This is a genomic window from Stenotrophomonas sp. B1-1, from assembly GCF_010894375.1.
Classification (GTDB): domain Bacteria; phylum Pseudomonadota; class Gammaproteobacteria; order Xanthomonadales; family Xanthomonadaceae; genus Stenotrophomonas.
This window is the reverse complement of the sequence record NZ_JAAIUZ010000019.1, coordinates 84,932-106,844: the sequence shown is the minus strand read 5'-3', so window position 1 is coordinate 106,844 and position 21,913 is coordinate 84,932. Positions and strand designations below refer to the sequence as shown.

Here is a 21,913-nt window from a genome sequence, read left to right as displayed (position 1 = left end):
ATCCCGTTGCGCAGGCATGTGACGTGCGATGATGCCGGGCGACATCCATCCCCTCCGGAGTACGTCGATGAGCCGCGAACCAGTCCCCCACCTGGTCATCATCGGCGGCGGTTTCGCGGGCCTCTGGGCCACCCGTGCCCTGGCGCGCGAACGGATCAGGATCACCCTGGTCGACCGCCGCAACCACCACCTGTTCCAACCCCTGCTGTACCAGGTCGCCACCGCAGGCCTGTCCGCACCCGATATCGCCGCGCCGCTGCGGCATATCCTGGGCCACCAGCGCAACGTGGAAGTGCGCCTGGGCGAAGTGGTGGGCATCGAAAAACAGGCCCGCCAGATCACCCTGGCCGATGGCAGCACGCTGGGCTATGACAGCCTGTTGCTGGCCACCGGCGCCACCCATGCCTACTTCGGCAATGACCAGTGGGCCGCCGATGCGCCGGGCCTGAAGACGCTGGACGATGCAATCGCCCTGCGCCGCAAGCTGCTGCTGGCGTTCGAGCGTGCCGAAGCCGAGCCAGACCCGGAGAAAAAAGCCGCCTGGCTGAGCTTCGCCGTGGTGGGTGGTGGCCCCACCGGTGTGGAACTGGCCGGTACGCTGGCCGAGATCGCCCGCCACACCCTGCGAAACGAGTTCCGCCATATCGATCCGGCCAGCGCCAAGGTGCGGCTGGTGGAAGCCGGCCCGCGCGTGCTGTCCTCGTTCCCGGAAGTGCTTTCGCTGAAGGCACGCCGGCAGCTGGAAAAGCTGGGCGTGGAAGTGCTGACCGGCACCCCGGTCAGTGATATCGACAGCCAGGGGTTCAAGCTGGGCGACCAGTTCGTGCCCGCGCGCACGGTGGTGTGGGCCGCTGGCGTGGCCGCCTCACCGCTGGCAAAGACCCTGGACGTACCGCTGGATCGCGCCGGCCGGGTGCAGGTGCAGCCGGACCTGACCCTGCCCGGCCACCCCGAGCTGTTCGTGGCCGGCGATCTGGCCGCCGTCAGCCAGGCCGATGGCCGTCCCGTGCCCGGCGTGGCACCGGCCGCCAAGCAGATGGGCAAGCACGTGGCCGAAACCATCCGCGCGCGCCTGCACGGCAAGACCGAGCCGGGAGCGTTCAAGTACGCCGACTACGGCAACCTGGCCACCATCGGCCGCATGGCCGCGATCGTGCACCTGGGCAAGCTGCAGCTGTCGGGCATCCTGGCCTGGTGGTTCTGGCTGGCCGCGCACGTGTTCTTCCTGATCGGCTTCCGCAACCGCATCGTGGTGCTGTTGAACTGGGCCGTGGCGTATTGGAGCTACCAGCGCAGCGCGCGCATCATCTTCGGTGATGATCAGGACGACCGGCGCCCGAAATAACGTGCAGGAAAGCGGGGTCGGATCCCTGTCCGCAGGAAAGGGCTCTGACCCCATCCACGCATGGCGTGGATCTACTCTGCCTTCGGCTTGGGATACCACAGCGCGTTGACGATGACCCAGCGCTGGTCGAAACGGCCCATGTGGAAGTAGTCGACGAACCACGGGGTTTCCAACCGCACCGCGGCCGCATTGCCGGTCACATCGAGCACCGTGCAGCGGCGGTCCCACTGCTCCTTCGGCGTCTTCAGTGCGCCCTGCCGGGTCAGCGAAACCAGTTCTTCCTTCGACATGCGGCGCAGGCCCAGGCGTTCGTCGGGCGTATCGCCCAGCACGGCGCGCTTGGCCAGGTCCGGATGCAGCGCGCGGGCGACACGCTGCGGGTCGCCCTCCAGTTGCCCGTCCACGTAGTCATGGCAGGTCGCTTCGATGGCCGCGAGGGTGGCGGGGTCGGCGGTGGGGCTGGTGGTGCAGCGACAGCGAACAACAGGGCAACGGTGGACATGGGTGTCTCCAGCGCTGGGCGTGTGGCGATGGTGGCATGGTTGGGACGCCCCATCCACGCTTGGCGTGGATCTACAGGATCGCGGCCTGCAGCCACGCCAGCTTCCGTTCGCGCGGCTGCTGCTTGAGCTGCCATTCCGCGCGCGAGGCGGCCGCGCGGTCGGGGTACTCGCGCACGGCCAGGATCTGCAGCGGCGGACGCGCCCGGGTATAGCGCGCCCCCTTCCCGGCCTGGTGGGCGGCGAACCGGGCCGCCACGTCGGTGCTGATGCCGGCGTAGTAACTGCCGTCGCGGCATTCAAGCAGGTACAGGAACCACGGGCGGGGGGACGGGGCCATGGGCTCGATTATGCCGTGCTGCACTGCAGCGGATATACTGGCGCCCGAATGCAGGAGAGAGGCGCCGCGCTGGCGCCCGCCGAAGGCGCAGGCTCCCATGATCGCTCAGGCCGGTGGGCTGGAATCCCACCAACCATGCATTCGACACGCCGAGCTGGAGAGAGGTCGCCGGGCACGCCCGCCGCGATCCGCCGAAGGGGCACGCGGTTCATCCCGCTGAACTCTCAGGCAAAAGGACAGCGGGAGCGGCACCGGTCATCGTCATTCCGTCATTGCGCAGGCAGTGGCGGTATACGCGCATGGCCGGCCCCACCGCGCCCGGAGCCTGACCCATGCTGCTGTCCATCATCTACCTGATCGCCATTTCCGCCGAAGCCATGACCGGCGCCCTGTCTGCAGGCCGCCGCCGCATGGATCTGTTCGGCGTGGTCATGATTGCCTGTGTGACTGCCCTCGGCGGCGGTTCGCTGCGCGACATCCTGCTGGGGCATTACCCGCTGGGCTGGGTGAAGCATCCGGAGTACCTGGCCTTCACCGTGTGTGCGGCGCTGATCGCCACCTGGGTGGCGCGCTGGATGCACCACTTCCGCCGCACCTTCCTGGTGCTTGATGGCCTGGGTCTGATCGCCTTCACCCTGATTGGTTGCTCGATCGCGCGCGAGGCCGGCCACGCGATGCCGATCGTGCTGATTGCCGGCATGCTGACCGGCGCCTTCGGTGGCGTGCTGCGCGACATCCTCTGCAACGAAGTGCCGCTGATCTTCCAGAAGGAGCTGTACGCGATCATCTCGCTGCTGACCGGTGCGGTGTATCTGCTGTTGCTGCACTGGGGCGTGGCCGACGCCACGGCGATCCTGTGCTGCCTGGGCGGTGGCTTCGCGCTGCGCCTGCTGGCGATCCATTACCGCTGGGAAATGCCCAAGTTCGTCTACCACGACGAAGTGCATTGAGCAGTTCGTAGAGTCGAGCTTGCTCGACTGCCGTGCTTCGTAGAGTCGAGCTTGCTCGACTGCCATGCTTCGTAGAGTCGAGCTTGCTCGACTGCTCCCGGCAAAAGCAGTCGAGCAAGCTCGACTCTACGAATCCAGGCCCCGCCAAGCATCCCCGCACACCCCACGCATCCAAGCCCCGCCAAGCATCACCGCACACCCCACGCATCCAGGCCACGTCAAGCATCACCGCACACCCCACGCATCCAGGCCCCGCCAGGCATCACCGCACACCGCACGCATCCAGGCCCCGCCAGGCATCACCGCATGCGGCGCACACCCGCACGCCCACGCCATGACCTTGGTCATGCGGCAATCGGCAGGCTGATTGGCTACCATGGGCGCCCCGTCGCACGCGCGACGGCATCCAGCCACGCCGCGCTGCGGCCCCGCCAGACAACTCCCCTCCCCCGCTGCCCGCGGCGCACGATGCGCGCGCGGGCGTACATGTTCCTGCGCGTGCGCAGGGCGCAGGATGCCCCATGTCCGCTGTCGAGTCGCCCCGTAGCACCCCGCCCCGTTTCCGTCGCGCGTGGCTGATCGCCGCCGTGCTCGTGGCCGCCGCCGTGCTGGCCTGGTGGGCCTGGCCGCGGGCCGATGCAGGTGCAGCCGCCAGCAGCCCGGGCAAGACGGTACCGGTGCGCGTGGCCCGGGCCAGCGCCGAGCCGCTGGTACTGCGCCTGAAAGCAGTGGGCACGGTCACTCCGCTGCACAGCGTGGTGGTGCGCAGCCGCGTGGACGGCGAGCTGATGCGCCTGCACTTCCAGGAAGGCCAGCAGGTGAAGGCCGGCGATCTGCTGGCGCAGATCGACCCGCGCCCGTACGAAGTGAAGCTGGCGCAGGCACAGGGCACCCAGCAGCAGAACCTGGCGGAGCTGGAAAATGCCGAACGCCAGTTGCAGCGCTACCGTGAACTGCAGCGTCAGCACTTCGTGTCAGCACAGGAACTGAGCGACCAGCAGAGCAAGGTGCGCCAGCTGCAGGGCCGTCGCATCAGCGACCAGGCCGCCGTGGACGAAGCGCGCCTGCAGCTGCAGTACACCCGCATCATCGCGCCGGTAAGCGGCCGCGTGGGCCTGCGCCGGCTGGACGTGGGCAACCTGGTGCAGGCCAGCGATGCCGAAGGCCTGGTCACCCTGGCCCAGACCGCGCCAATCAGCGTGCTGTTCACCGTGCCCGAACCGGAACTGCCGGCGCTGCTGGATGCGGTGCAGGCACAGCCGGCGCTGGCCGTGGAAGCCTGGAACCGCGAAGAACGCACGCAGCTGGCGCACGGCGCGCTGTCCAGCGTGGACAACCGCATCGACACCGCCACCGGCACGTTGAAGCTGCGCGCGCAGTTCGACAACGCAGACCAGGCCCTGTTCCCGAACCAGTTCGTCAACGTGCGCCTGCAGCTGGGCGAACACCCGGCGCTGCTGATTCCCGATGCCGCCGTGCAGTTCGGCAGCCAGGGCAACTACGTGCACATCGTCGACAAGAACAACAAGGCGCAACGCCGCACCGTGGTGCTGGGCCCGGCCGATGATGGCCGCGTGGCCGTGCGCTCGGGGCTGCAGGCCGGCGACCAGGTGGTGATCGAAGGCATCGACGGCCTGGAAGATGGCACCGCGGTGGAGATCGTGGCCGAACCCGCCGCGCAGGCGAAGGCGGCCAAGGCCGGCGCATGAACCTGTCGCGCCCCTTCATCCTGCGCCCGGTCGCCACCACGCTGCTGATGGTGGCGCTGCTGCTGTCCGGCGTGCTGGCCTACCGGCTGCTGCCGGTGGCCGCGTTGCCGCAGGTGGACTACCCGATCATCCAGATCACCACGCTGTATCCGGGCGCCAGCCCGGAGCTGACCACGCGCACCATCACCGCGCCGCTGGAGCGCCAGCTCGGGCAGATTCCCGGCCTGAAACAGCTGTCGTCCACCAGCTCCGGCGGGGCCTCGGTCATCACCCTGCAGTTCGGCCTGGACGTGTCGCTGGGGGTGGCCGAGCAGGACGTGCAGGCGGCCATCAACGCCGCCGGCAGCTTCCTGCCGGACGATCTGCCGGTGCCGCCGGTGTACCGCAAGGTGAACCCGGCCGACACGCCCATCATCACCCTGGCGGTGACCTCGCAGGGCCTGTCGCTGCCGCAGGTGCACGATCTGGTGGATACGCGCATCGCCCAGCGCCTGGCCCAGTTGCCCGGCGTGGGCCTGGTCAGCCTGGCCGGTGGCCAGCGGCCTGCCGTACGCATCCAGGTCAATGCCGCCGCGCTGGCGGCCAATGGGCTGGGCATGGACCACATCCGCACGGCCATTGCTGCCGCCAATGTGAACCTGCCCAAGGGCAGCTTCGACGGCCCGATCCGTGCGGTGATGCTCGATGCCAACGACCAGATGCGCAACGCGGACGAGTACCGGGCACTGGTACTGGCCTGGCGCGAAGGCGCACCGCTGCGCCTGGGCGACGTGGCCACCATCACCGATGGCGCCGAGAACCGGCAGCTGGCGGCATGGAGTGGTACCGAACCCGCCGTGCTGGTGAACCTGCAGCGCCAGCCCGGCGCCAATGTGATCGCTGTGGTGGAACAGGTGCGCGCGATGCTGCCGCAGTTGCAGGCGACCCTGCCCGCGGGTGTGCAGATGAAGGTGCTGAGCGACCGCACCGAATCGATCCGCGCCTCGGTGCGCGGCGTGCAGAAGGAACTGGTGCTGGCCATCGGCCTGGTCGTGCTGGTCACCTGGGTGTTCCTGCGCAACGGCCCGGCCACGCTCATTCCCAGCGTAGCGGTGCCACTGTCGCTGGTCGGCACCTTCGCGGTGATGCTGCTGGCCGGCTACTCGCTCAACAACCTGACCCTGATGGCGCTGACCATCGCCACCGGCTTCGTGGTGGACGATGCCATCGTGATGCTGGAAAACATCGCCCGCCACCTGGAAGAAGGTGAAAGCCCGCAGGAAGCGGCGCTGAAGGGCGCGGCCGAGATCGGCTTCACCCTGGTGTCGCTGACCGTGTCGCTGATCGCAGTACTGATCCCACTGCTGTTCATGGCCGACCTGGTGGGCGCGCTGTTCCATGAGTTCGCGGTGACGCTGGCGGTGGCCATCGGCATTTCGCTGCTGGTGTCGCTGACGCTGACGCCGATGCTGTGTGCGCGGTTCCTGAGGCCGCATGCGAAGGGGTCAGAGCCCCAGGGGGATCTGACCCCGGTGGCTGAGGGGTCGGATCCCCATGGGGCTCCGACCCCATCCCCGCCGAAGCGCGATGTGTTCGACCGCATCATCGCCATCTACGACCGCCAGCTGCATTGGGTGCTGCAGCGCCAGCCGCTGATGCTGCTGGCCACCGTGGCCACGCTGGCGCTGACCGTGGCGCTGTACTTCGCCGTGCCCAAGGGTTTCTTCCCGGTGCAGGACGCCGGCCTGGTGCAGGGCATCAGCGAAGCGCCTCAGGCGATCTCGTTCCAGGCCATGCGCGAGCGGCAACTGGCACTGGCCGAGGCCATCGAGGCCGATCCAGCGGTGGCCAGCCTGTCTTCGTACATCGGCGTGGACGGCAACAATGCCACGCTCAACACCGGCCGCCTGCTGATCGAACTGAAGCCACACGGCGACCGCGATGCCGCCGACGTGGTGATGGCGCGCCTGCAGCAGCGCGTGGCGAAGATTCCCGGCATCACCCTGTACCTGCAACCGGTGCAGGAACTGGGCATCGAAGACCGCATCAGCCGCACCCAGTACCAGTTCACCCTGACCACGCCGGAACAGCAGACGCTGGAAATCTGGACGCCGCGGCTGCTGCAGGCCCTGCGCCAGCAGCCGGCGCTGCGCGATGTGGCCAGCGACCTGCAGATGCAGGGCCGGCAGGCGCGGGTGAACATCGACCGCGATGCCGCCGCACGCCTGGGCGTAAGCGTGGAAGCGGTGGCCGATGCACTGTACGACGCCTACGGGCAGCGACAGATTTCCACCATCTTCACCCAGGCCAGCCAGTACCGCGTGGTGCTGGAAGCTGATCCGGCACGACAGCCCGGGCCCGAGGCGATCAGCGGCCTGCGCATGCGCAACAGCGCCGGCCAGACCGTACCGCTGGGGGCGGTGGCTCGGGTGGAACTGGGTCCGGCCGCCCTGCTGCGCAACCACGTGGGCCAGTTCCCGGCGGCCACGCTGTCGTTCAATCTGGCGCCGGGCGCGTCGCTGGGCGAAGGCGTTGCCGCGGTGCAGGCCGCGCGTGCGGCCATCGCGCTGCCAGCCAGCATCGAACTGCGCCTGCAGGGCGCTGCGGCGGCGTTCAGCAGTTCACTGTCGTCCACGCTGTGGCTGATCCTGGCCGCCGTGGTGGTGATGTACATCGTGCTGGGCGTGCTCTACGAGAGCTTCGTGCACCCGATCACCATCCTGTCCACCCTGCCCTCGGCCACGGTCGGTGCGTTGGCCGCGCTGTGGGTGAGCGGCCGCAGCCTGGACCTGATCGCCGTCATCGGCATCGTGCTGCTGATCGGCCTGGTGAAGAAGAACGCGATCATGATGATCGACTTCGCACTGGACGCGCAGCGCACGCGTGGCATGACCCCGCGCGAGGCGATCCACCAGGCCGCGCTGCTGCGTTTCCGTCCGATCCTGATGACCACCTTGGCGGCACTGTTCGGTGCGGTACCGCTGATGCTGGCCACCGGTTCGGGCGCAGAACTGCGGCAGCCGCTGGGCTGGGTGATGGTGGGCGGCCTGCTGGTCAGCCAGGTGCTGACCCTGTTCACCACGCCGGTGATCTACCTGGCCTTCGACCGCCTGCAACGCCGTCGCTCGGCGACCGCCGCCGGCGCTGCCGAGGCGCGCGCATGAGCCCCATCGCGCGCCTGGCCCAGGCCTGCGTGCAACGACCGGTGGCCACGATCCTGCTGGCCGTGGCGCTGGTGCTGGCCGGTCTGCTGGCGCTGCGCCTGCTGCCGGTGGCGCCGCTGCCGCAGGTGGATTACCCGGCCATTGAAGTGAGCGCCAGCCTGCCCGGCGCCTCGCCCGAATCGATGGCCGCCACCGTGGCCACGCCACTGGAACGTGCGCTGGGCAGCCTGCCCGGCATCTCGCGCATCGATTCGGCCAGCACCCAGGGGCAGACCTCGGTGGAGCTGAAGTTCGTGCTCGGCCGCGATATCGACGAAGCCGCGCGCGAAGTGCAGGCGGCGATCAACCTGGCGCGCGGGCAGTTGCCCAGTGGCATGCCGGGCATGCCGCAGTACCGCAAGGTGAATCCCTCGCAGGCGCCGATCCTGGCGCTGGCGCTGACCTCGGACACGCTGCCGCCGGGCCAGCTCTACGACCTGGCCTCCACCGTGCTGGCGCAGAAACTGTCCCAGGTACCGGGCGTGGGCGAAGTGCAGGTGGGCGGCAGCGCCTTGCCCGCGGTGCGCGTATCGCTGGACCCGAACGCACTGAACCATGCCGGCCTGGCGCTGGAGGACGTGGCCCAGGCCATCGCCCGTGCCAATGCCGTGCGCCCGCTGGGCGCGGTGGGCGATGACCGCCAGCAGTGGCAGCTGGAAGCGCCGCTGCAGCTGCGCCAGGCCGCGCAGTACCAGCAACTGGCGCTGAAGGTCAGCGATGACCGCACGCTGCGGCTGGGCGACGTGGCGTTGGTTGCCGATGGGGTGGAAGACCGCTACGCCAGCGGTTTCCACAATGAACGCCCGGCCGTGCTGCTGATCGTCAGCCGCCAGCCCGGCGCCAACATCATCGCCACCGTCGATGCCATCCAGGCGCAGCTGCCGCAACTGCATGCACTGCTGCCCACCAGTGTGGACATGCGCCTGGTGATGGACCGCTCGCCGGTCATCCGCGCGACCCTGCACGAAGCCGAACTGACCCTGGTGCTGGCCATCGCCCTGGTGGTGCTGGTGGTGCTCGGCTTCCTCGGCCACTGGCGCGCGGCGCTGGTGCCCAGCGTGGCCATCCCGGTGGTGCTGTTCGGCACGCTGGCGCTGGTGGCGTTGATGGGCTTCTCGCTCAACACGCTTTCGCTGATGGCGCTGATCGTGGCCGCGGTGCTGGTGGTGGACGATGCCATCGTGGTGCTGGAAAACATCGCCCGCCACCGCGAGCTGGGCGCCGACCGCTGGCAGGCCGCCGTGCGCGGCGCCTCGGAAGTGGGTGCCACCCTGCTGTCGATGAACCTGGCGCTGGCCGTGGTATTCGTCTCCATCCTGTTCCTGGATGACTTCGTGGAACGCCTGTTCCGCGAGTTCTCGCTCACCCTGGTGGCGGCGATGGGCGTGTCGGTGGTAGTGGCGCTGAGCCTGGTACCGATGCTGTGCGCGCGCCTGTTCGTGGACGATGCGCAGCACACCTCGTGCTGGCAGCGTGGCAGCAATGCGCTGTTTGAACGCGTGCGCACGGCCTACCTGCGCACCCTGCAGGCCAGCCTGCGGCAGCTGCGCTGGCCCTTGTTGGCCTTCGTGGCGGTCATCGCGCTCAACGCGTGGCTGTTCCAGCAGGTGCCCAAGGGCGTGGTGCCCAAGCAGGACACCGCACAGCTGCGTGGCTTCGCGCGCGGCGATGACGGCCTCTCGTTCCAGGCCATGCAGCCGAAGATCGATGCCTACCGCACGTTGCTGCTGTCCGACCCGGCCATCGAGGACATCATCGGCTACATCGGTGGCAGCAACGGGGTCAACAACGCCTTCATCATGATCAAGATGAAGCCGCTGGCCGAGCGCAAGGTGTCCAGCCAGGAAGTGATCGACCGCCTGCGTGCGCGCCTGCCGCAGCTTCCCGGTGGCAACCTGTACCTGTGGGTGGACCAGGACATCCGCCTGGAAGGTGGCGGCAGCAGCGGCCAGTACGAATTCCAGCTGCTGTCGGCCGACATGGCGCCGCTGCGCGAGTGGGCGCCGAAGGTGGCCGCGGCACTGCGCGCCCTGCCCGAGCTGGTGGACGTGCAAGCGCAGGGCGAAGCCGGCATGCGCCAGGTGGTGCTGGATATCGACCGGGAAGCGGCCGCACGCCACGGCGTGGACCTGCGCACCGTGGCCAACATGCTCAACAACTCCTTCAGCCAGCGCCAGGTCGCCACCCTGTATGACAGCCTGAACCAGTACCGGGTGGTGATGGAACTGGACCCGAAGCACACCCAGGACCCGGGCACGCTGGCGCGCCTGCAGGTGATCGATGGCAGCGGCCAGCGCATTCCACTTTCCAGCATCGCCAGCTGGCGTTACGGCATGGCGCCGGACCGCATCTACCACAGCGAACAGTTCGCCTCGATCTGGATCGAGTTCGCGCTGGCACCGGGCGTTGGCCTGGAACAGGCCACGCAGGCCATCAATACCGCCATGGCACAGCTGATGCTGCCGCGTTCGGTGCAGGCCAAGCTGTCGGGCGAAGCCGGCGGCCTGGACAGCCTGCGTTCGCGCCAGTTGTGGCTGGTGCTGGGCGCCACGCTGGCGGTCTACCTGGTGCTGGGCGTGCTGTACGAGAGCTTCCTGCAACCGTTGGTGATCCTGTCCACGCTGCCATCAGCAGGTATCGGTGCGCTGCTGGCGCTGTGGCTGTTCGGCAACGAACTGAACCTGATCGCCTTGCTCGGGTTGTTCCTGCTGGTGGGCGTAGTGATGAAGAACACGATCCTGCTGGTGGACTTCGCGCTTGCAGGCGAGCGGCGCGGCCTGAGCGCGCAGGATGCGGTGATGGAGGCGGCACGGCTGCGCCTGCGACCCATCCTGATGACCTCGCTGGCGGCACTGCTGGGCACGCTGCCGCTGATGCTGGCCAATGGCGAGGGCTGGGAACTGCGGCAGCCGCTGGGCATCGCGATCGTGGGCGGGTTGCTGGTCAGCCAGTGGCTGACCCTGTACACCACCCCGGCGATGTACCTGGCGTTGGCGAGGATTCGCGGCGGGCGGTGAACGCGGTCGGGCAAATCATCCACGCATGGCGTGGATCTACCGCGGCCCGCCCGGCTGCGTAGCGTCGAGCTTGCTCGACTGCCTTTCGCGATGGATCAACGACAGTCGAGCATGGCTCGACGCTACAGAAGAGCGATATCACCACCCCGGCGATGTACCTGGCGCTGTCGCACTTACGCAGCGCCAGGCGCATCGCCGGTGCGGACGGGTCGGTCTCCAACTCCGACCGACCCTGATCGCGGCCGCACCCCCGCAGGCGCTGGCCGCCATCCACACACGTGCCGCACTCAAGCGGCTTCGGACACCTTCACTTCACGGCGGGCGCGCACGGCAGCGGCCAAGCGCTCCAGCACCTGCACGGTGGTGTCCCAATCAATACAGCCATCGGTGATGCTCTGGCCGTAGACCAGCGGCTGGCCTTCCACCAGTTCCTGGCGGCCGCCGACCAGGTGGCTTTCCACCATCACGCCGACAATGCGCTGCTCGCCGTCTTCCAGCTGGGTGGCGATGTCCTCGATCACCTTCGGCTGGTTGTCCGGATTCTTCAGGCTGTTGGCGTGGCTGGCATCGATCATCAGACGGGTCGGCAGTTTGGCCTTGGCCAGCGCCTGGCAGGCCTCGCCCACGCTGGCCGCATCGTAGTTCGGCTGCTTGCCGCCACGCAGGATCACATGACAATCCGGGTTGCCGGTGGTGGACACGATGGCCGTGCCGCCCTGCTTGGTGACCGACAGGAAGTGATGCGGATTCGACGCCGCGCCCACCGCATCGGCGGCAATCTTCACGTTGCCGTCGGTACCGTTCTTGAAGCCCACCGGGCACGACAGCCCCGAGGCCAGTTCGCGGTGCACCTGGCTTTCGGTGGTGCGTGCGCCGATGGCGCCCCAGGCGACCAGATCGGCGATGTACTGCGGCGAGATCACATCGAGGAACTCGACGCCGGCCGGCAGGCCCAGCTTGTTGATGTCGCGCAGCAGGCCGCGGGCGATGCGCAGGCCCTTGTCGATCTTGAAGCTGCCATCCAGGTCCGGGTCGTTGATCAGGCCCTTCCAGCCCACCGTGGTGCGCGGCTTCTCGAAGTACACGCGCATGACGATTTCCAGTTCGCCGGCCAGCGCATCGCGCAGGGGCTTCAGGCGCTGGGCGTACTCGATTGCCGCGTGCGGATCGTGGATCGAGCACGGGCCAACCACCACGGCCAGGCGGTCGTCACGGCCGTGCAGGATCTGGTGCAGGGCCGCGCGCGAGGCGCTGACGGTGTCGGACGCTTCATCGTCGCAGGGCAGCATCGCCAGCAGCTGGGCAGGCGGTGTGAGCGGTTCGATGGTGCGGATACGCAGGTCGTCGGTGTGCGGGGGCATGGCGGGGGGTCTCTACGGAAGGTGGGGGTCCGCAGCGTGGCGACAAGAAAAAAGCCGCCAGGTTCGCTGGCGGCTTTCGGGAATGCGTCTGAAGGTTTCTTCAGGGTGAGCGCAGTCCTTCCTCCGCCGGGGGCTTCGGAAAGTAATACCAATAAAAGTTGGCGTGGGCTGCGTTCATGGGATGTATTGATAACACAGGGTTTTGGCGGGTGCCAACTGTTTCATTCGCAACTGGGGCTGCGGTTCAGCCGCGCTGGCACTATCGCTTGCCGTGTACTTCCAGGTCCAGCAGCAGGCCTTCGTGGATATCCACCCAGCGCTCCACCACGCGGTCCAGCTCCAACCGGGCTTCGTCCAGTTGTTCGGGGTTGAGCAGGGAGCGTGCGGTGTAGAGATCGGACACCAGCCGCCGCAGGGTCGATTCCAGGATGGCCACCGACGGACCCTCCACGCCCGGCAACTGCAACGCCGGGCTGTCGCCAAGGGTTCCGTACAGCGTGACCTGGAGCTTGCTCTGCATGATCGACTTCCCTGCGGGTGGACATGGGCAGTCGCCATGTTTACCCGGAATCGATGACATGCGCATGTGCCGCGATGGTCCGGGCGGGTTGGGGCTGGGTAGAGTCGAGCTTGCTCGACTGACACAGACAGCAGTCGAGCAAGCTCGACTCTACGAAAAGCAGAAGCGGACAGCAGTCGAGCAAGCTCGACTCTACAACTTCGTGAGGGAGCGTTGGGCGCGGGTGCGGATGTAGGCGTTGGCGGCACTGTCGTGCTCGCGCTGCCAGCGGTCGCACAGTTCGCGCAGCCAGTGCGGCTGGGCCTTGCCGGCATCGTTCAGCCAGTTGCCTACCGAGTCCTGCACGTAGCGTTCGGGGTCGTTGGCCAGTGCTTCCAGCAACGGCAGCGCGTGCTCTGGCTGTTGCTTGAACACGGCGATGTGCGTGGCCCACACCCCGCGTGGGCGCAGTGCTTCGCAGGCATAGCGGCGCAGGTAGGGCGAGGCCTCCCGGGTCCAGGGCAGCAACAGCTGCAGCGCCTGCAGCGGGGCCGCGACCAGATCGGCACGCACCGCCAGCCATGCCCATTCGCGCACCCCAAAATGCGCGTCGTCGGCCAGCGGGCGCATGGCCTGCAGCTTGTCGGGCAAGGTGAGCGTGTGATCACTGCCAATCAGGTAGCAGGCCCAGCCACGCACGGTGTCCGAGGGATGCGACTGCCATTGCGCGGCTGCGCCCTGCCCGGCTTCGCGCAGCAGCACTGCGGCCAGCGCCATGCGCTGGGTGATGCCCTTGCTGGCGGCATCGTGCATGCGCTGCAGCGCGTATTCGGGAACATCCGCAACGGCATGCAGCAGTGCTGCGAAATCCACCGCAAGGCATTCGGCCAGGTGCGTACTGGCCCTGGCGCCGGTATCCAGCTCACGTTGCCGCGTGGGGCTGATCACCGTGCTCATGGCTGGGACGAACGGCCGCTGTCGGTGTGCTGCCAGACCTTGGCCAGCAACCGCGAAAGCTGCACCTGCTCCGCGCCATCCAGGCCATCGAACAGACCGCCTATCCATTGCGTGTGCTGGTTGAACAGATCGTCGGCCAGGCGCTTGCCGCGCGCGGTCAGCACGATCTGCAGGCGGCGCCCGTCTTCGGCGTCGCTGCGTCGCTGCAGCAGCCCCTCGCGCTGCAACCCGTCCAACAGACCACTGATGGTGGCGCGGCTGACCCCGGCGCGTTCGGCCAGTTCATGCGGCGGCAACGTGCCGCCGGCGCCGTGCAGCAGAAACAGCACGATGAAACGTCCTTCGCTGAGCCCATGCGGGGCCAGCCGCGTGGCGCAGTCGCGGTCGATCGCGGCCGATACGGAGAGCAGCTGGAAGCACAGGCGCAGCTGGGCCAGGTTGGCGTGGCCGCGGCGGGTGGCTTCTTCTATCAGCGCGATGTGTTTGGCTTCCAGCACTCTGCTCGCCCATGTGATTAGGCGGCTAATTATATTGATGAAAGAGCGGGTGATGCAAGACCTGGCGGTAGAGTCGAGCTTGCTCGACTGAAGCAAACAGCAGTCGAGCAAGCTCGACTCTACGAACAGCGGGAGCAAACAGCAGTCGAGCAAGCTCGACTCTACGAACGGCAGGAGCAGAAGCAGTCGACGCTACCGGGGCAGGTGCAGGCGGGCAATCAGGCCGCCGCCTTCGCGGTCCAGCAGCTGCAGGGAACCGCCGTGGTGGCGGGCGGCATTGGCGGCCACGGCCAGGCCCAGGCCGGTGCCTCCGGTGGCGCGGCTGCGCGAGGTTTCGCTGCGCTGGAAGGGCTGCAGCAGGCGCTGACGATCTGCGGTGGGAATGCCGGGGCCGCGATCCATCACGTCCAGTTGCAGCGTTTGGTCGCACGGCACGGCACGCAGTTCCACCGCGCCCGCGTAGCGGCTGGCATTGTCGATCAGGTTGTCCAGCGCGCGCCGCAGCAGCAGGGCGTCGGCACGGCACGGCAGGATCGCGGGCAGCACTGCCGTCAGGTCGACACCGCGCAGCCGCGCCGCCTGCACGCAGTCGTCCAGCAGCGGCGCGATGTCCATCAGCTGCAGCTGCGATGGCTGCAACTCGCCGCGGGCGTAGTCCAGTACCTGCTCGATCATGGCGTTCATGCGCTCGATGTCGGCCACCATGCGTTCGGCCTGTGCGGGCGGTGCGAAGTCCGCGCGCAGGCGCAGGCCGGTCAGCGGCGTGCGCAGGTCGTGTGCCACGGCGGCCAGCATGCGGGTCATCTGCTGCGCCTGCTCACGCAGGCGGGTGCGCCCTGCATCCAGCGCGATGGCCAGCATCTGCACTTCGCGCGGCCCATCGTCGGGCAGCGGCGTCTGCGCGTGCAGGTCCAGCGTGGCGCTGGCCTCGGCCAGCCGACGCAGCGGACGGCCCAGCCGCACCGCCGCCCAGGCGGCCAGCGGTGCCAGCAGCACGGTGCCGCCGAGCAGGGCCAGCAGTACCTGCCTGCGCCACGCAGCCAGATCGCTGTAGGCGCTGCTGACCACGCGCCAGCGCCCATCGGCCTGCTGCACGGCCAGTTCGAACGGCGGCCAGGGCAGACTGGCCAGCACCTGCTGCGCGGCCCGCAGCACGGCGGCATCGCCATCGCGCCCCTGCTCGCCGCCGGCGGCCACCACATGGACATCCGGCGGCCGGTTGTTGCCCGCCCAGACCAGGCGCACCTGCTGCGCGGGCTGCTGCAGGCCGTCCATTGCCAGCGCCTGCAGGCGCGCATGGCCGGTACCGGATGGGGCCTGCGCGCGCACGTCCACGCGCAGGCCTACGCTGTCGGCCGCACGCTCGCCGCGCAGCACCTGCATGGCCTGGTCCAGCCGCATCTGTGGCGCCGCCGGGCGCGGCAACCAGCCGACCACCGCCATGCTGACTGCAGTGGCCAGCAGCAGGCTGCTGAGCGCCAGCAGGGCGATCCAGCGCGCGGTGCTCCATCGCGGCCTCACAGCCGTTGCACCGTCGCACCGAAGCGATAGCCCTCACCGCGCAGGGTCTGCACCAATCCTTCGGCATCGCCGGCGGCCTGGGCCAGTTTGCGGCGCAGGCGGCTGATGGCCAGATCGACGGCGCGGTCAACGCTGTCGCTGTCATCACCACGGGTCAGCTGCATCAGTTGCTCGCGGTCCAGCACCCGGCCGGGCCGCTCGGCCAGCGCCTGCAGCAAGGAAAATTCGCCGCGGCTGAGCACGACCTCGGCGCCGTCTGGTGCCAGCAGGCGGCGCTGCTCGGGCAGCAGGCGCCAGCCAGCAAAGCGCAGCTCGATGGGGGTCTGTGCGTGCAGTTTTTCCTGCCGGCGCAGCAGTGCGCGCACCCGCGCCAGCAGTTCGCGTGGGTCGAACGGTTTGCCCAGGTAATCATCGGCGCCCATTTCCAGCCCGATCACGCGGTCGGGCGCACTGCCCATGGCCGACAGCATCAGGATCGGAATGGCCCGCGACTGCAGCCGGCGGCACACCGACAGGCCGTCTTCGCCGGGCATCATCCAGTCCAGGATGATGGCGTCGGGGCGCTCGACCTGCAGCATCACGTCCATGGCCGCGGCATCGGCCGCCACGCGCACGCGGTAACCGTGCAGCAGCAGATGGTCGGCGATGGCATCGCGGATGCTGGCATCGTCATCCACGACGAAAAGGGTGGCGGTAGCATTCATGCAGCCAGTATGACGGCGCTGTGTATCGGCCCGGTATCAGCAGCGACATACCGGCAACACGCGCCTGCGGCGAAATGGCCACTCGTTCCCGAGGAATACACCGATGCGCCTGGCCCTGCTCCCACTGCTGCTCACCGCCCTGCCTGCCCTGGCCGAGCCCCCTGCCCTGCACAGCCTGCCGATGACGATGCAGGCCAGCCACCCCACCGTGCTGGGCACGCTGGACGGCCGCGACGAGCCGCTGCACCTGGTGGTGGACAGCGCCGCCAGCGCGACCTTGCTGGATGCCGCCGTGGTGCAGCGCTTCGGGCTGCAGGACGCGAACGCGCGCGAACATGATGCGCAGGGCGCCAGTGCCGGCGGCCTGGCCCTGCGCAGCACGCGCCGCGTGGCGATGGCGCTGGGCAGCCTGCAGCTGCAGGTGACCGCACTGCAGGCCGAGCTAGCCGGTCTGTCGCCTACCGGCGGCGCGCCGCTGCACGGCATCATCGGCCAGGACATAACTGCAGCCTTCGATACGCGTTGGGATTTCGCCCAGTCGCGCCTGCTGCTGTGGCCGGCCCGGTCGCTGCCGACTCCCGATGCGTTCTGCCAGGACAACGCCCTGCCCGACCGCAGCGGCGTGCTGAAGGGCTTCGGCTTCGTCACCCTGCGCCTGGGCGATGATGGCGTGGAGGCCATCGGCGTGGTCGACACCGGTGCCGCGCAGACCATCCTCAACAACGCGGCGGCCAGCGCCCTGGGCCTGCACACCGATGGCCGCGATGCGCGCGTGCGGGCGCGCAGCAAGGGCAGCGAAGGGCTGGGCGGCAAGCCCACGCCCACGTGGCTGTACACCCTGCCTGCGCTGGCCAGTGCAGGCTGGCAGCACCCCGCGGTGGAGGTGCGCATCAGCGAACTGCCCGTGTTCCGCGCCATCGGCCTGGACCAGCGCCCGGCGGTGATCCTGGGCGCGGACGTGATGCAGGGCGGCCAGGTGGATATCAGCGCAGGTGCCGAGCGGATCTGCCTGCGGCGGCCGCCGCAGGGATGACCGTTGGCGATGACGTCGGCGCCGGGCGGGGGTAGGATCGCCCGGTCCCATCAGGAGTTCCGCGCATGTGCCGTGTTTTCCTGCTGTTGCTGACGCTGCTGCCACTGGCCGGACTGGCCGCGCCCGCTCTGCCGGTTCCAACGCCGGAGCGCATCGACGCCGAAGCCCAGCGCCTGATGCGGGCCGCGCATGCACGCGGCATGGCCGTGGCGGTCATTGATGGCGGCAAGGTGGTGCACGTGGCCGCCTATGGCGAACGCAACGCCGCCGGAGAGCCGCTGCGCACCGACACCGTGATGTATGCGGCATCGCTGACCAAGATGGCCTTCGGCCATCTGGTGGCTCAGTTGGCGCAACAGAAGGTGATCGATCTGGATGCCAGCATTGCCACGGCATTGGACAAGCCGCTGCCGGACTACCCTGCCGAACCACGGAAGTACGCCGACTACACCGTGTTGGCCGACGACCCCCGCTGGCGCCAGCTGACACCGCGTCTGCTGCTGAACCATGCCAGCGGATTTGCCAACTTCGCTTTCCTTGAACCTGACGGCCGCTTGAAGTTCCACTTCGATCCCGGCAGCCGCTATGGCTATTCCGGCGAGGGGTTGATCCTGCTGCAGTTCGCGCTCGAGCGCGGGCGCCCGGGCCTGGACGTGGGCACGCTGATGCAGCAGCGCGTGTTCGATCGCTTCGGCATGCCACGCACCAGCATGATGTGGCGCAATGATTTTGCCGGCAACCTGGCCGATGGCTGGACCCAGCAGGGCAGCGCCGAACCGCACGATGAGCGCAGCCGCGTGCGTGCGGCCGGGTCGATGGACACCACCATCAACGACATGGCCCATTTCGCAGCCGGCTACGTGCGCGGCGAGGGTCTGTCGACGGCGATGCGCAGGGAGCTGGTGCGCCCGCAGCTGCCGATCACCACCGCCAGCCAGTTCCCCACTCTGCAGCCGGAGCTGCCCGCAGCGCAGCAGCGCAGCGATCTGGCGGCCGGCCTGGGCGTGGTGACCTTCCGGGGCCCGCAGGGGCCGGGCTTCTACAAGGGCGGCCACGATGATGCCGTCGGCAATACGCTGGTCTGCCTCGAACAGCGCCAGCGCTGCGTGGTGATCCTGGGCAACGATGTACGTGCCGAAGCCACCTTCCCTGCATTGGTGACATTCGTACTGGGCGACACCGGCGTGCCCTGGCAGTGGGAGTACGGTGCGTCGAAGGCGTTCGTGAAGTAGATCGGCGCCCGCTGCCTCAACCGGCCTGTTCGAAGAACATCAGGTAGACCAGACGCCCGTTCTCCGCGCAGTCGCCGAAGGCAGGCCCAGCCGTGTGCCAGAACCACGGGCGCAGCAGCACCAGACGGTTGAAACGCATGGGAATGGTCATGGTCGGTTCCCAGGCGCTTTCGTCGTTGCTGTCGCGTTCGATGATGTCGCGGTGCATGGCCGCGCCATCGGCGTAGCCCAGTGCGGCCAGCTCGCCCGGGTTCAGTGCCAGGCGGTCGGTGTTGGTGCGGCGGTGGCGGAAGAATTCAGTGCCCCCCTGGCAATGTTCGGGCGCGCTCAGGTAGAGGATGCCCGACCAGTGCGAATGGTCGATATGCACCCGCGCCCGACCCACGTCGTTGGCCAGGGTCAGGCGGAATTTTCCATGCGACTGCAGTGGCTGCACCGGCCGCAGCGGCTCGTTCAACAGGCGCGAGGCGGCACCGGCCAGCCCCTGCATTTCCAGGCGCTGCAGCGAATTGCGGCCCGGGAATGCGCCATCCTGCTCGGGGTAATCCAGGCCCAGGCCGGCACGGCGCAGGCCCTGCGCATCGGCCGGGGAAAGAAAGTCGTCGACGACGAGGAACGAAGTAGGCATGCGCGGAGGCTAGTGCCGGCAGATTGCGGCGGCAAGGCAGCGTGCAGCATGAAACCGGCCGGCGCGAACCTGCTTGCGCGCGCGCATCCACGCAGGCCGTGGACCCACAAAAAAACCCCGCCTTGCGGCGGGGTTTTTCATTGCATCGGGAAGGCGTGGACTTAGAAGTCCATGCCGCCCATGCCACCCATGCCGCCCATGCCACCGGCGCCGCCCATGGCCGGCTCGTCCTTCTTCGGAGCTTCGGCAACCATGGCTTCGGTGGTGATCATCAGGCCAGCGATCGAAGCAGCGTTCTGCAGCGCCGAACGGGTCACCTTGGTCGGGTCCAGGATGCCGAACTGCAGCATGTCGCCGAACTCGCCGGTGGCGGCGTTGTAGCCGAAGCTGCCGCTGCCTTCCTTCACCTTGTTGATGATGACCGACGGCTCTTCACCGGCGTTGGAGACGATTTCGCGCAGCGGGGCTTCCATCGCGCGCAGGGCGATCTGGATGCCGTGGTTCTGGTCTTCGTTGGCACCCTTCAGGCCAGCCAGCGCGGTGACCGCACGGACCAGGGCCACGCCGCCGCCCGGAACCACGCCTTCTTCAACGGCTGCACGGGTAGCGTGCAGGGCGTCGTCGACGCGATCCTTCTTTTCCTTCATTTCGATTTCGGTCGAAGCACCGACCTTGATCACGGCAACGCCGCCGGCCAGCTTGGCCACGCGTTCCTGCAGCTTCTCGCGATCGTAATCGGAGGAGGTGTCCTGGATCTGGGTCTTGATCTGGCCCACGCGTGCATCAACGTTGGCCTTGTCGCCCACGCCGTCGATGATGGTGGTGTTTTCCTTGGAAACCTGCACCTTCTTGGCGCGGCCCAGGTCCTTGATGGTGGCCTTTTCCAGCGACAGGCCCACTTCTTCGGAAATCACGGTGCCGCCGGTCAGCACGGCCATGTCTTCCAGCATCGCCTTGCGACGGTCGCCGAAGCCCGGGGCCTTCACGGCCACGACCTTGACGATGCCACGGATGGTGTTGACCACCAGGGTGGCCAGCGCTTCGCCTTCGACTTCTTCGGCCACGATCAGCAGCGGCTTGCCGGCCTTGGCGACGCCTTCCAGCACCGGCAGCAGGTCACGGACGTTGGAGATCTTCTTGTCGTGCAGCAGGATGAACGGGTCATCCAGGTCAGCGGTCTGCGACTGCTGGTTGTTGATGAAGTACGGGGACAGGTAGCCGCGGTCGAACTGCATGCCCTTGACCACGTCCAGCTCGTTGTCCAGGCCCGAGCCTTCTTCAACGGTGATCACGCCTTCCTTGCCGACTTCCTTCATCGCATCAGCGATGATCTGGCCGATCGACTCGTCCGAGTTGGCCGAGATGGTGCCGACCTGGGCGATGGCCTTGTCGTCAGCGGTGGGCTTGGAGATGTTCTTCAGCTCGGCAACGGCGGCCACGACGGCCTTGTCGATACCACGCTTCAGGTCCATCGGGTTCATGCCGGCGGCAACAGCCTTGGCGCCTTCGCGGATCAGGGCCTGGGCCAGCACGGTGGCGGTGGTGGTGCCGTCGCCGGCGTCGTCGTTGGTGCGCGAAGCGACTTCCTTCACCATCTGCGCGCCCATGTTCTCGAACTTGTCAGCCAGTTCGATTTCCTTGGCGACGGAGACGCCGTCCTTGGTGATGGTCGGGGCGCCGAAGCTCTTTTCCAGCACGACGTTGCGGCCCTTCGGGCCCAGGGTGGCCTTGACGGCATTGGCGAGAACGTTGACGCCGCGCACCATGCGCGAACGGGCGTCTTCACCGAAACGAATATCCTTGGCAGCCATTGCAGTTACCTCATTGGTAGCGCCGGGCCATGCCCGGCGGCTGGGTGTTTGGAATCAGGGGATGCAGCAGGTCGCGGCGGGGCTCAGCCGATGACGGCGAGCACGTCGTCTTCGCGCAGGACCTTGTATTCGACGCCTTCGCTCTTGTACGAGCTGCCGGCGTACTGGCCGTAGATGACCTTGTCGCCGACCTTCAGCGACGGCGCGCGCACGTTGCCGTTGTCCAGCGGCTTGCCCGGGCCGACGGCCACGACTTCACCCTTGGTGGACTTTTCCTTGGCCGAATCCGGAATGACGATGCCGCCGGCGGAGATTTCGTCGGCTTCGATCGGCTTGACCACAACGCGGTCGTGCAGCGGCTTGATGCTCATGAGAGACCTCTTAAGTTATTGATTGGTCTGAAAAAGTCTGGCGATGTTAGCACTCACCCAGGGTGACTGCCAGCATTGCGCGTGAAAAAGCCCGACAGGTCGGGAGCAGGACAGAGATGGAGCCCATCGGGGGCCTTTCAAGGCCATCGCGGCAAAATTTTTCGACGGTGCGCTGCGGCGCAGATCCGGCGAAGTTCCCGGTTTTTTGGTGACGGGCGTCGCAGTGTCAGATATCTGGCGTTCAGTTACGACAAAG

Annotated in this window: 17 protein-coding genes, 1 pseudogene and 2 riboswitches; of the genes and pseudogenes, 7 read left to right on the top strand and 11 right to left on the bottom strand. The window is 67.8% G+C overall.

The window, feature by feature from the left end:
* The first annotated feature begins 67 nt into the window (after positions 1–67).
* Positions 68–1,345, top strand: a complete 1,278-nt coding sequence (locus G4G00_RS15335; RefSeq protein WP_108754296.1) for an NAD(P)/FAD-dependent oxidoreductase — start codon at positions 68–70, stop codon at positions 1,343–1,345.
* Between the two features lie 71 nt (positions 1,346–1,416).
* Here G4G00_RS15335 and G4G00_RS15330 read toward each other — a convergent pair.
* Positions 1,417–1,847: pseudogene (locus G4G00_RS15330) on the bottom strand (nuclear transport factor 2 family protein).
* Positions 1,848–1,918: 71 nt separating this feature from the next.
* Positions 1,919–2,185, bottom strand: coding sequence for a GIY-YIG nuclease family protein (locus G4G00_RS15325; protein ID WP_108754298.1), 267 nt, complete (start codon positions 2,183–2,185; stop codon positions 1,919–1,921).
* A gap of 41 nt (positions 2,186–2,226) precedes the next feature.
* A riboswitch (glycine riboswitch) is annotated at positions 2,227–2,316 on the top strand.
* 13 nt (positions 2,317–2,329) lie between these two features.
* Positions 2,330–2,433: riboswitch (glycine riboswitch) on the top strand.
* A gap of 84 nt (positions 2,434–2,517) precedes the next feature.
* On the opposite strand from G4G00_RS15325, the gene G4G00_RS15320 reads away from it, so the two are divergent.
* The 4 genes from G4G00_RS15320 (at position 2,518) to G4G00_RS15305 (ending at position 11,043) form a co-directional block, all read left to right on the top strand.
* Positions 2,518–3,135 carry a trimeric intracellular cation channel family protein gene (locus G4G00_RS15320; protein ID WP_108750299.1) on the top strand — a complete coding sequence of 206 codons (618 nt, stop codon included), beginning with the start codon at positions 2,518–2,520 and terminating at the stop codon, positions 3,133–3,135.
* 521 nt (positions 3,136–3,656) lie between these two features.
* Positions 3,657–4,844 carry an MdtA/MuxA family multidrug efflux RND transporter periplasmic adaptor subunit gene (locus G4G00_RS15315; protein WP_164274805.1) on the top strand — a complete coding sequence of 396 codons (1,188 nt, stop codon included), beginning with the start codon at positions 3,657–3,659 and terminating at the stop codon, positions 4,842–4,844.
* Positions 4,841–7,987 (top strand): multidrug efflux RND transporter permease subunit, encoded by a 3,147-nt coding sequence (locus tag G4G00_RS15310; protein WP_164274802.1) that lies wholly within the window; start codon positions 4,841–4,843, stop codon positions 7,985–7,987. The genes G4G00_RS15315 and G4G00_RS15310 overlap by 4 nt, the downstream gene beginning before the upstream one ends.
* Entirely contained in the window at positions 7,984–11,043 is a 3,060-nt protein-coding gene (locus G4G00_RS15305; RefSeq protein ID WP_164274799.1) for an efflux RND transporter permease subunit, read from the top strand. Before G4G00_RS15310 ends, G4G00_RS15305 begins: the two co-directional genes overlap by 4 nt.
* A gap of 287 nt (positions 11,044–11,330) precedes the next feature.
* Here the strand turns inward: G4G00_RS15305 and G4G00_RS15300 are convergent, their stop codons facing one another.
* From G4G00_RS15300 to G4G00_RS15275, 6 genes are all read right to left on the bottom strand, one after another.
* A complete protein-coding gene (locus G4G00_RS15300) occupies positions 11,331–12,404 on the bottom strand; it encodes a 3-deoxy-7-phosphoheptulonate synthase (protein WP_108754303.1) in 1,074 nt (357 codons plus the stop codon).
* Positions 12,405–12,663: 259 nt separating this feature from the next.
* Complete coding sequence (locus tag G4G00_RS15295; RefSeq protein ID WP_108754304.1) at positions 12,664–12,924, bottom strand: hypothetical protein; 261 nt, start codon at positions 12,922–12,924, stop codon at positions 12,664–12,666.
* Between the two features lie 192 nt (positions 12,925–13,116).
* Positions 13,117–13,860, bottom strand: coding sequence for a DNA alkylation repair protein (locus G4G00_RS15290; RefSeq protein WP_164274797.1), 744 nt, complete (start codon positions 13,858–13,860; stop codon positions 13,117–13,119).
* Positions 13,857–14,357: a MarR family transcriptional regulator gene (locus tag G4G00_RS15285; RefSeq protein WP_164274794.1), complete on the bottom strand. Its 501-nt coding sequence runs from the start codon at positions 14,355–14,357 to the stop codon at positions 13,857–13,859. Before G4G00_RS15285 ends, G4G00_RS15290 begins: the two co-directional genes overlap by 4 nt.
* A 192-nt stretch (positions 14,358–14,549) precedes the next feature.
* The gene (locus G4G00_RS15280; protein ID WP_108754886.1) at positions 14,550–15,842 is read right to left on the bottom strand and encodes a HAMP domain-containing sensor histidine kinase; all 1,293 of its coding nucleotides are present in this window, start codon (positions 15,840–15,842) and stop codon (positions 14,550–14,552) included.
* 32 nt (positions 15,843–15,874) lie between these two features.
* Entirely contained in the window at positions 15,875–16,582 is a 708-nt protein-coding gene (locus tag G4G00_RS15275; RefSeq protein ID WP_108754307.1) for a response regulator transcription factor, read from the bottom strand.
* Positions 16,583–16,685: 103 nt separating this feature from the next.
* On the opposite strand from G4G00_RS15275, the gene G4G00_RS15270 reads away from it, so the two are divergent.
* Entirely contained in the window at positions 16,686–17,615 is a 930-nt protein-coding gene (locus tag G4G00_RS15270; protein ID WP_164274791.1) for a pepsin/retropepsin-like aspartic protease family protein, read from the top strand.
* Positions 17,616–17,680: 65 nt separating this feature from the next.
* Entirely contained in the window at positions 17,681–18,847 is a 1,167-nt protein-coding gene (locus tag G4G00_RS15265; protein ID WP_164274788.1) for a serine hydrolase domain-containing protein, read from the top strand.
* A 16-nt stretch (positions 18,848–18,863) separates the two neighbouring features.
* Here the strand turns inward: G4G00_RS15265 and G4G00_RS15260 are convergent, their stop codons facing one another.
* The 3 genes from G4G00_RS15260 to G4G00_RS15250 all read right to left on the bottom strand — a co-directional run bounded on the left by G4G00_RS15260 (position 18,864) and on the right by G4G00_RS15250 (position 21,657).
* Complete coding sequence (locus G4G00_RS15260) at positions 18,864–19,475, bottom strand: DUF6445 family protein (RefSeq protein ID WP_164274785.1); 612 nt, start codon at positions 19,473–19,475, stop codon at positions 18,864–18,866.
* A gap of 161 nt (positions 19,476–19,636) precedes the next feature.
* Complete coding sequence (groL, locus tag G4G00_RS15255) at positions 19,637–21,286, bottom strand: chaperonin GroEL (RefSeq protein ID WP_108750286.1); 1,650 nt, start codon at positions 21,284–21,286, stop codon at positions 19,637–19,639.
* Between the two features lie 83 nt (positions 21,287–21,369).
* Entirely contained in the window at positions 21,370–21,657 is a 288-nt protein-coding gene (locus G4G00_RS15250; RefSeq protein ID WP_005411227.1) for a co-chaperone GroES, read from the bottom strand.
* Positions 21,658–21,913 lie beyond the last annotated feature (256 nt).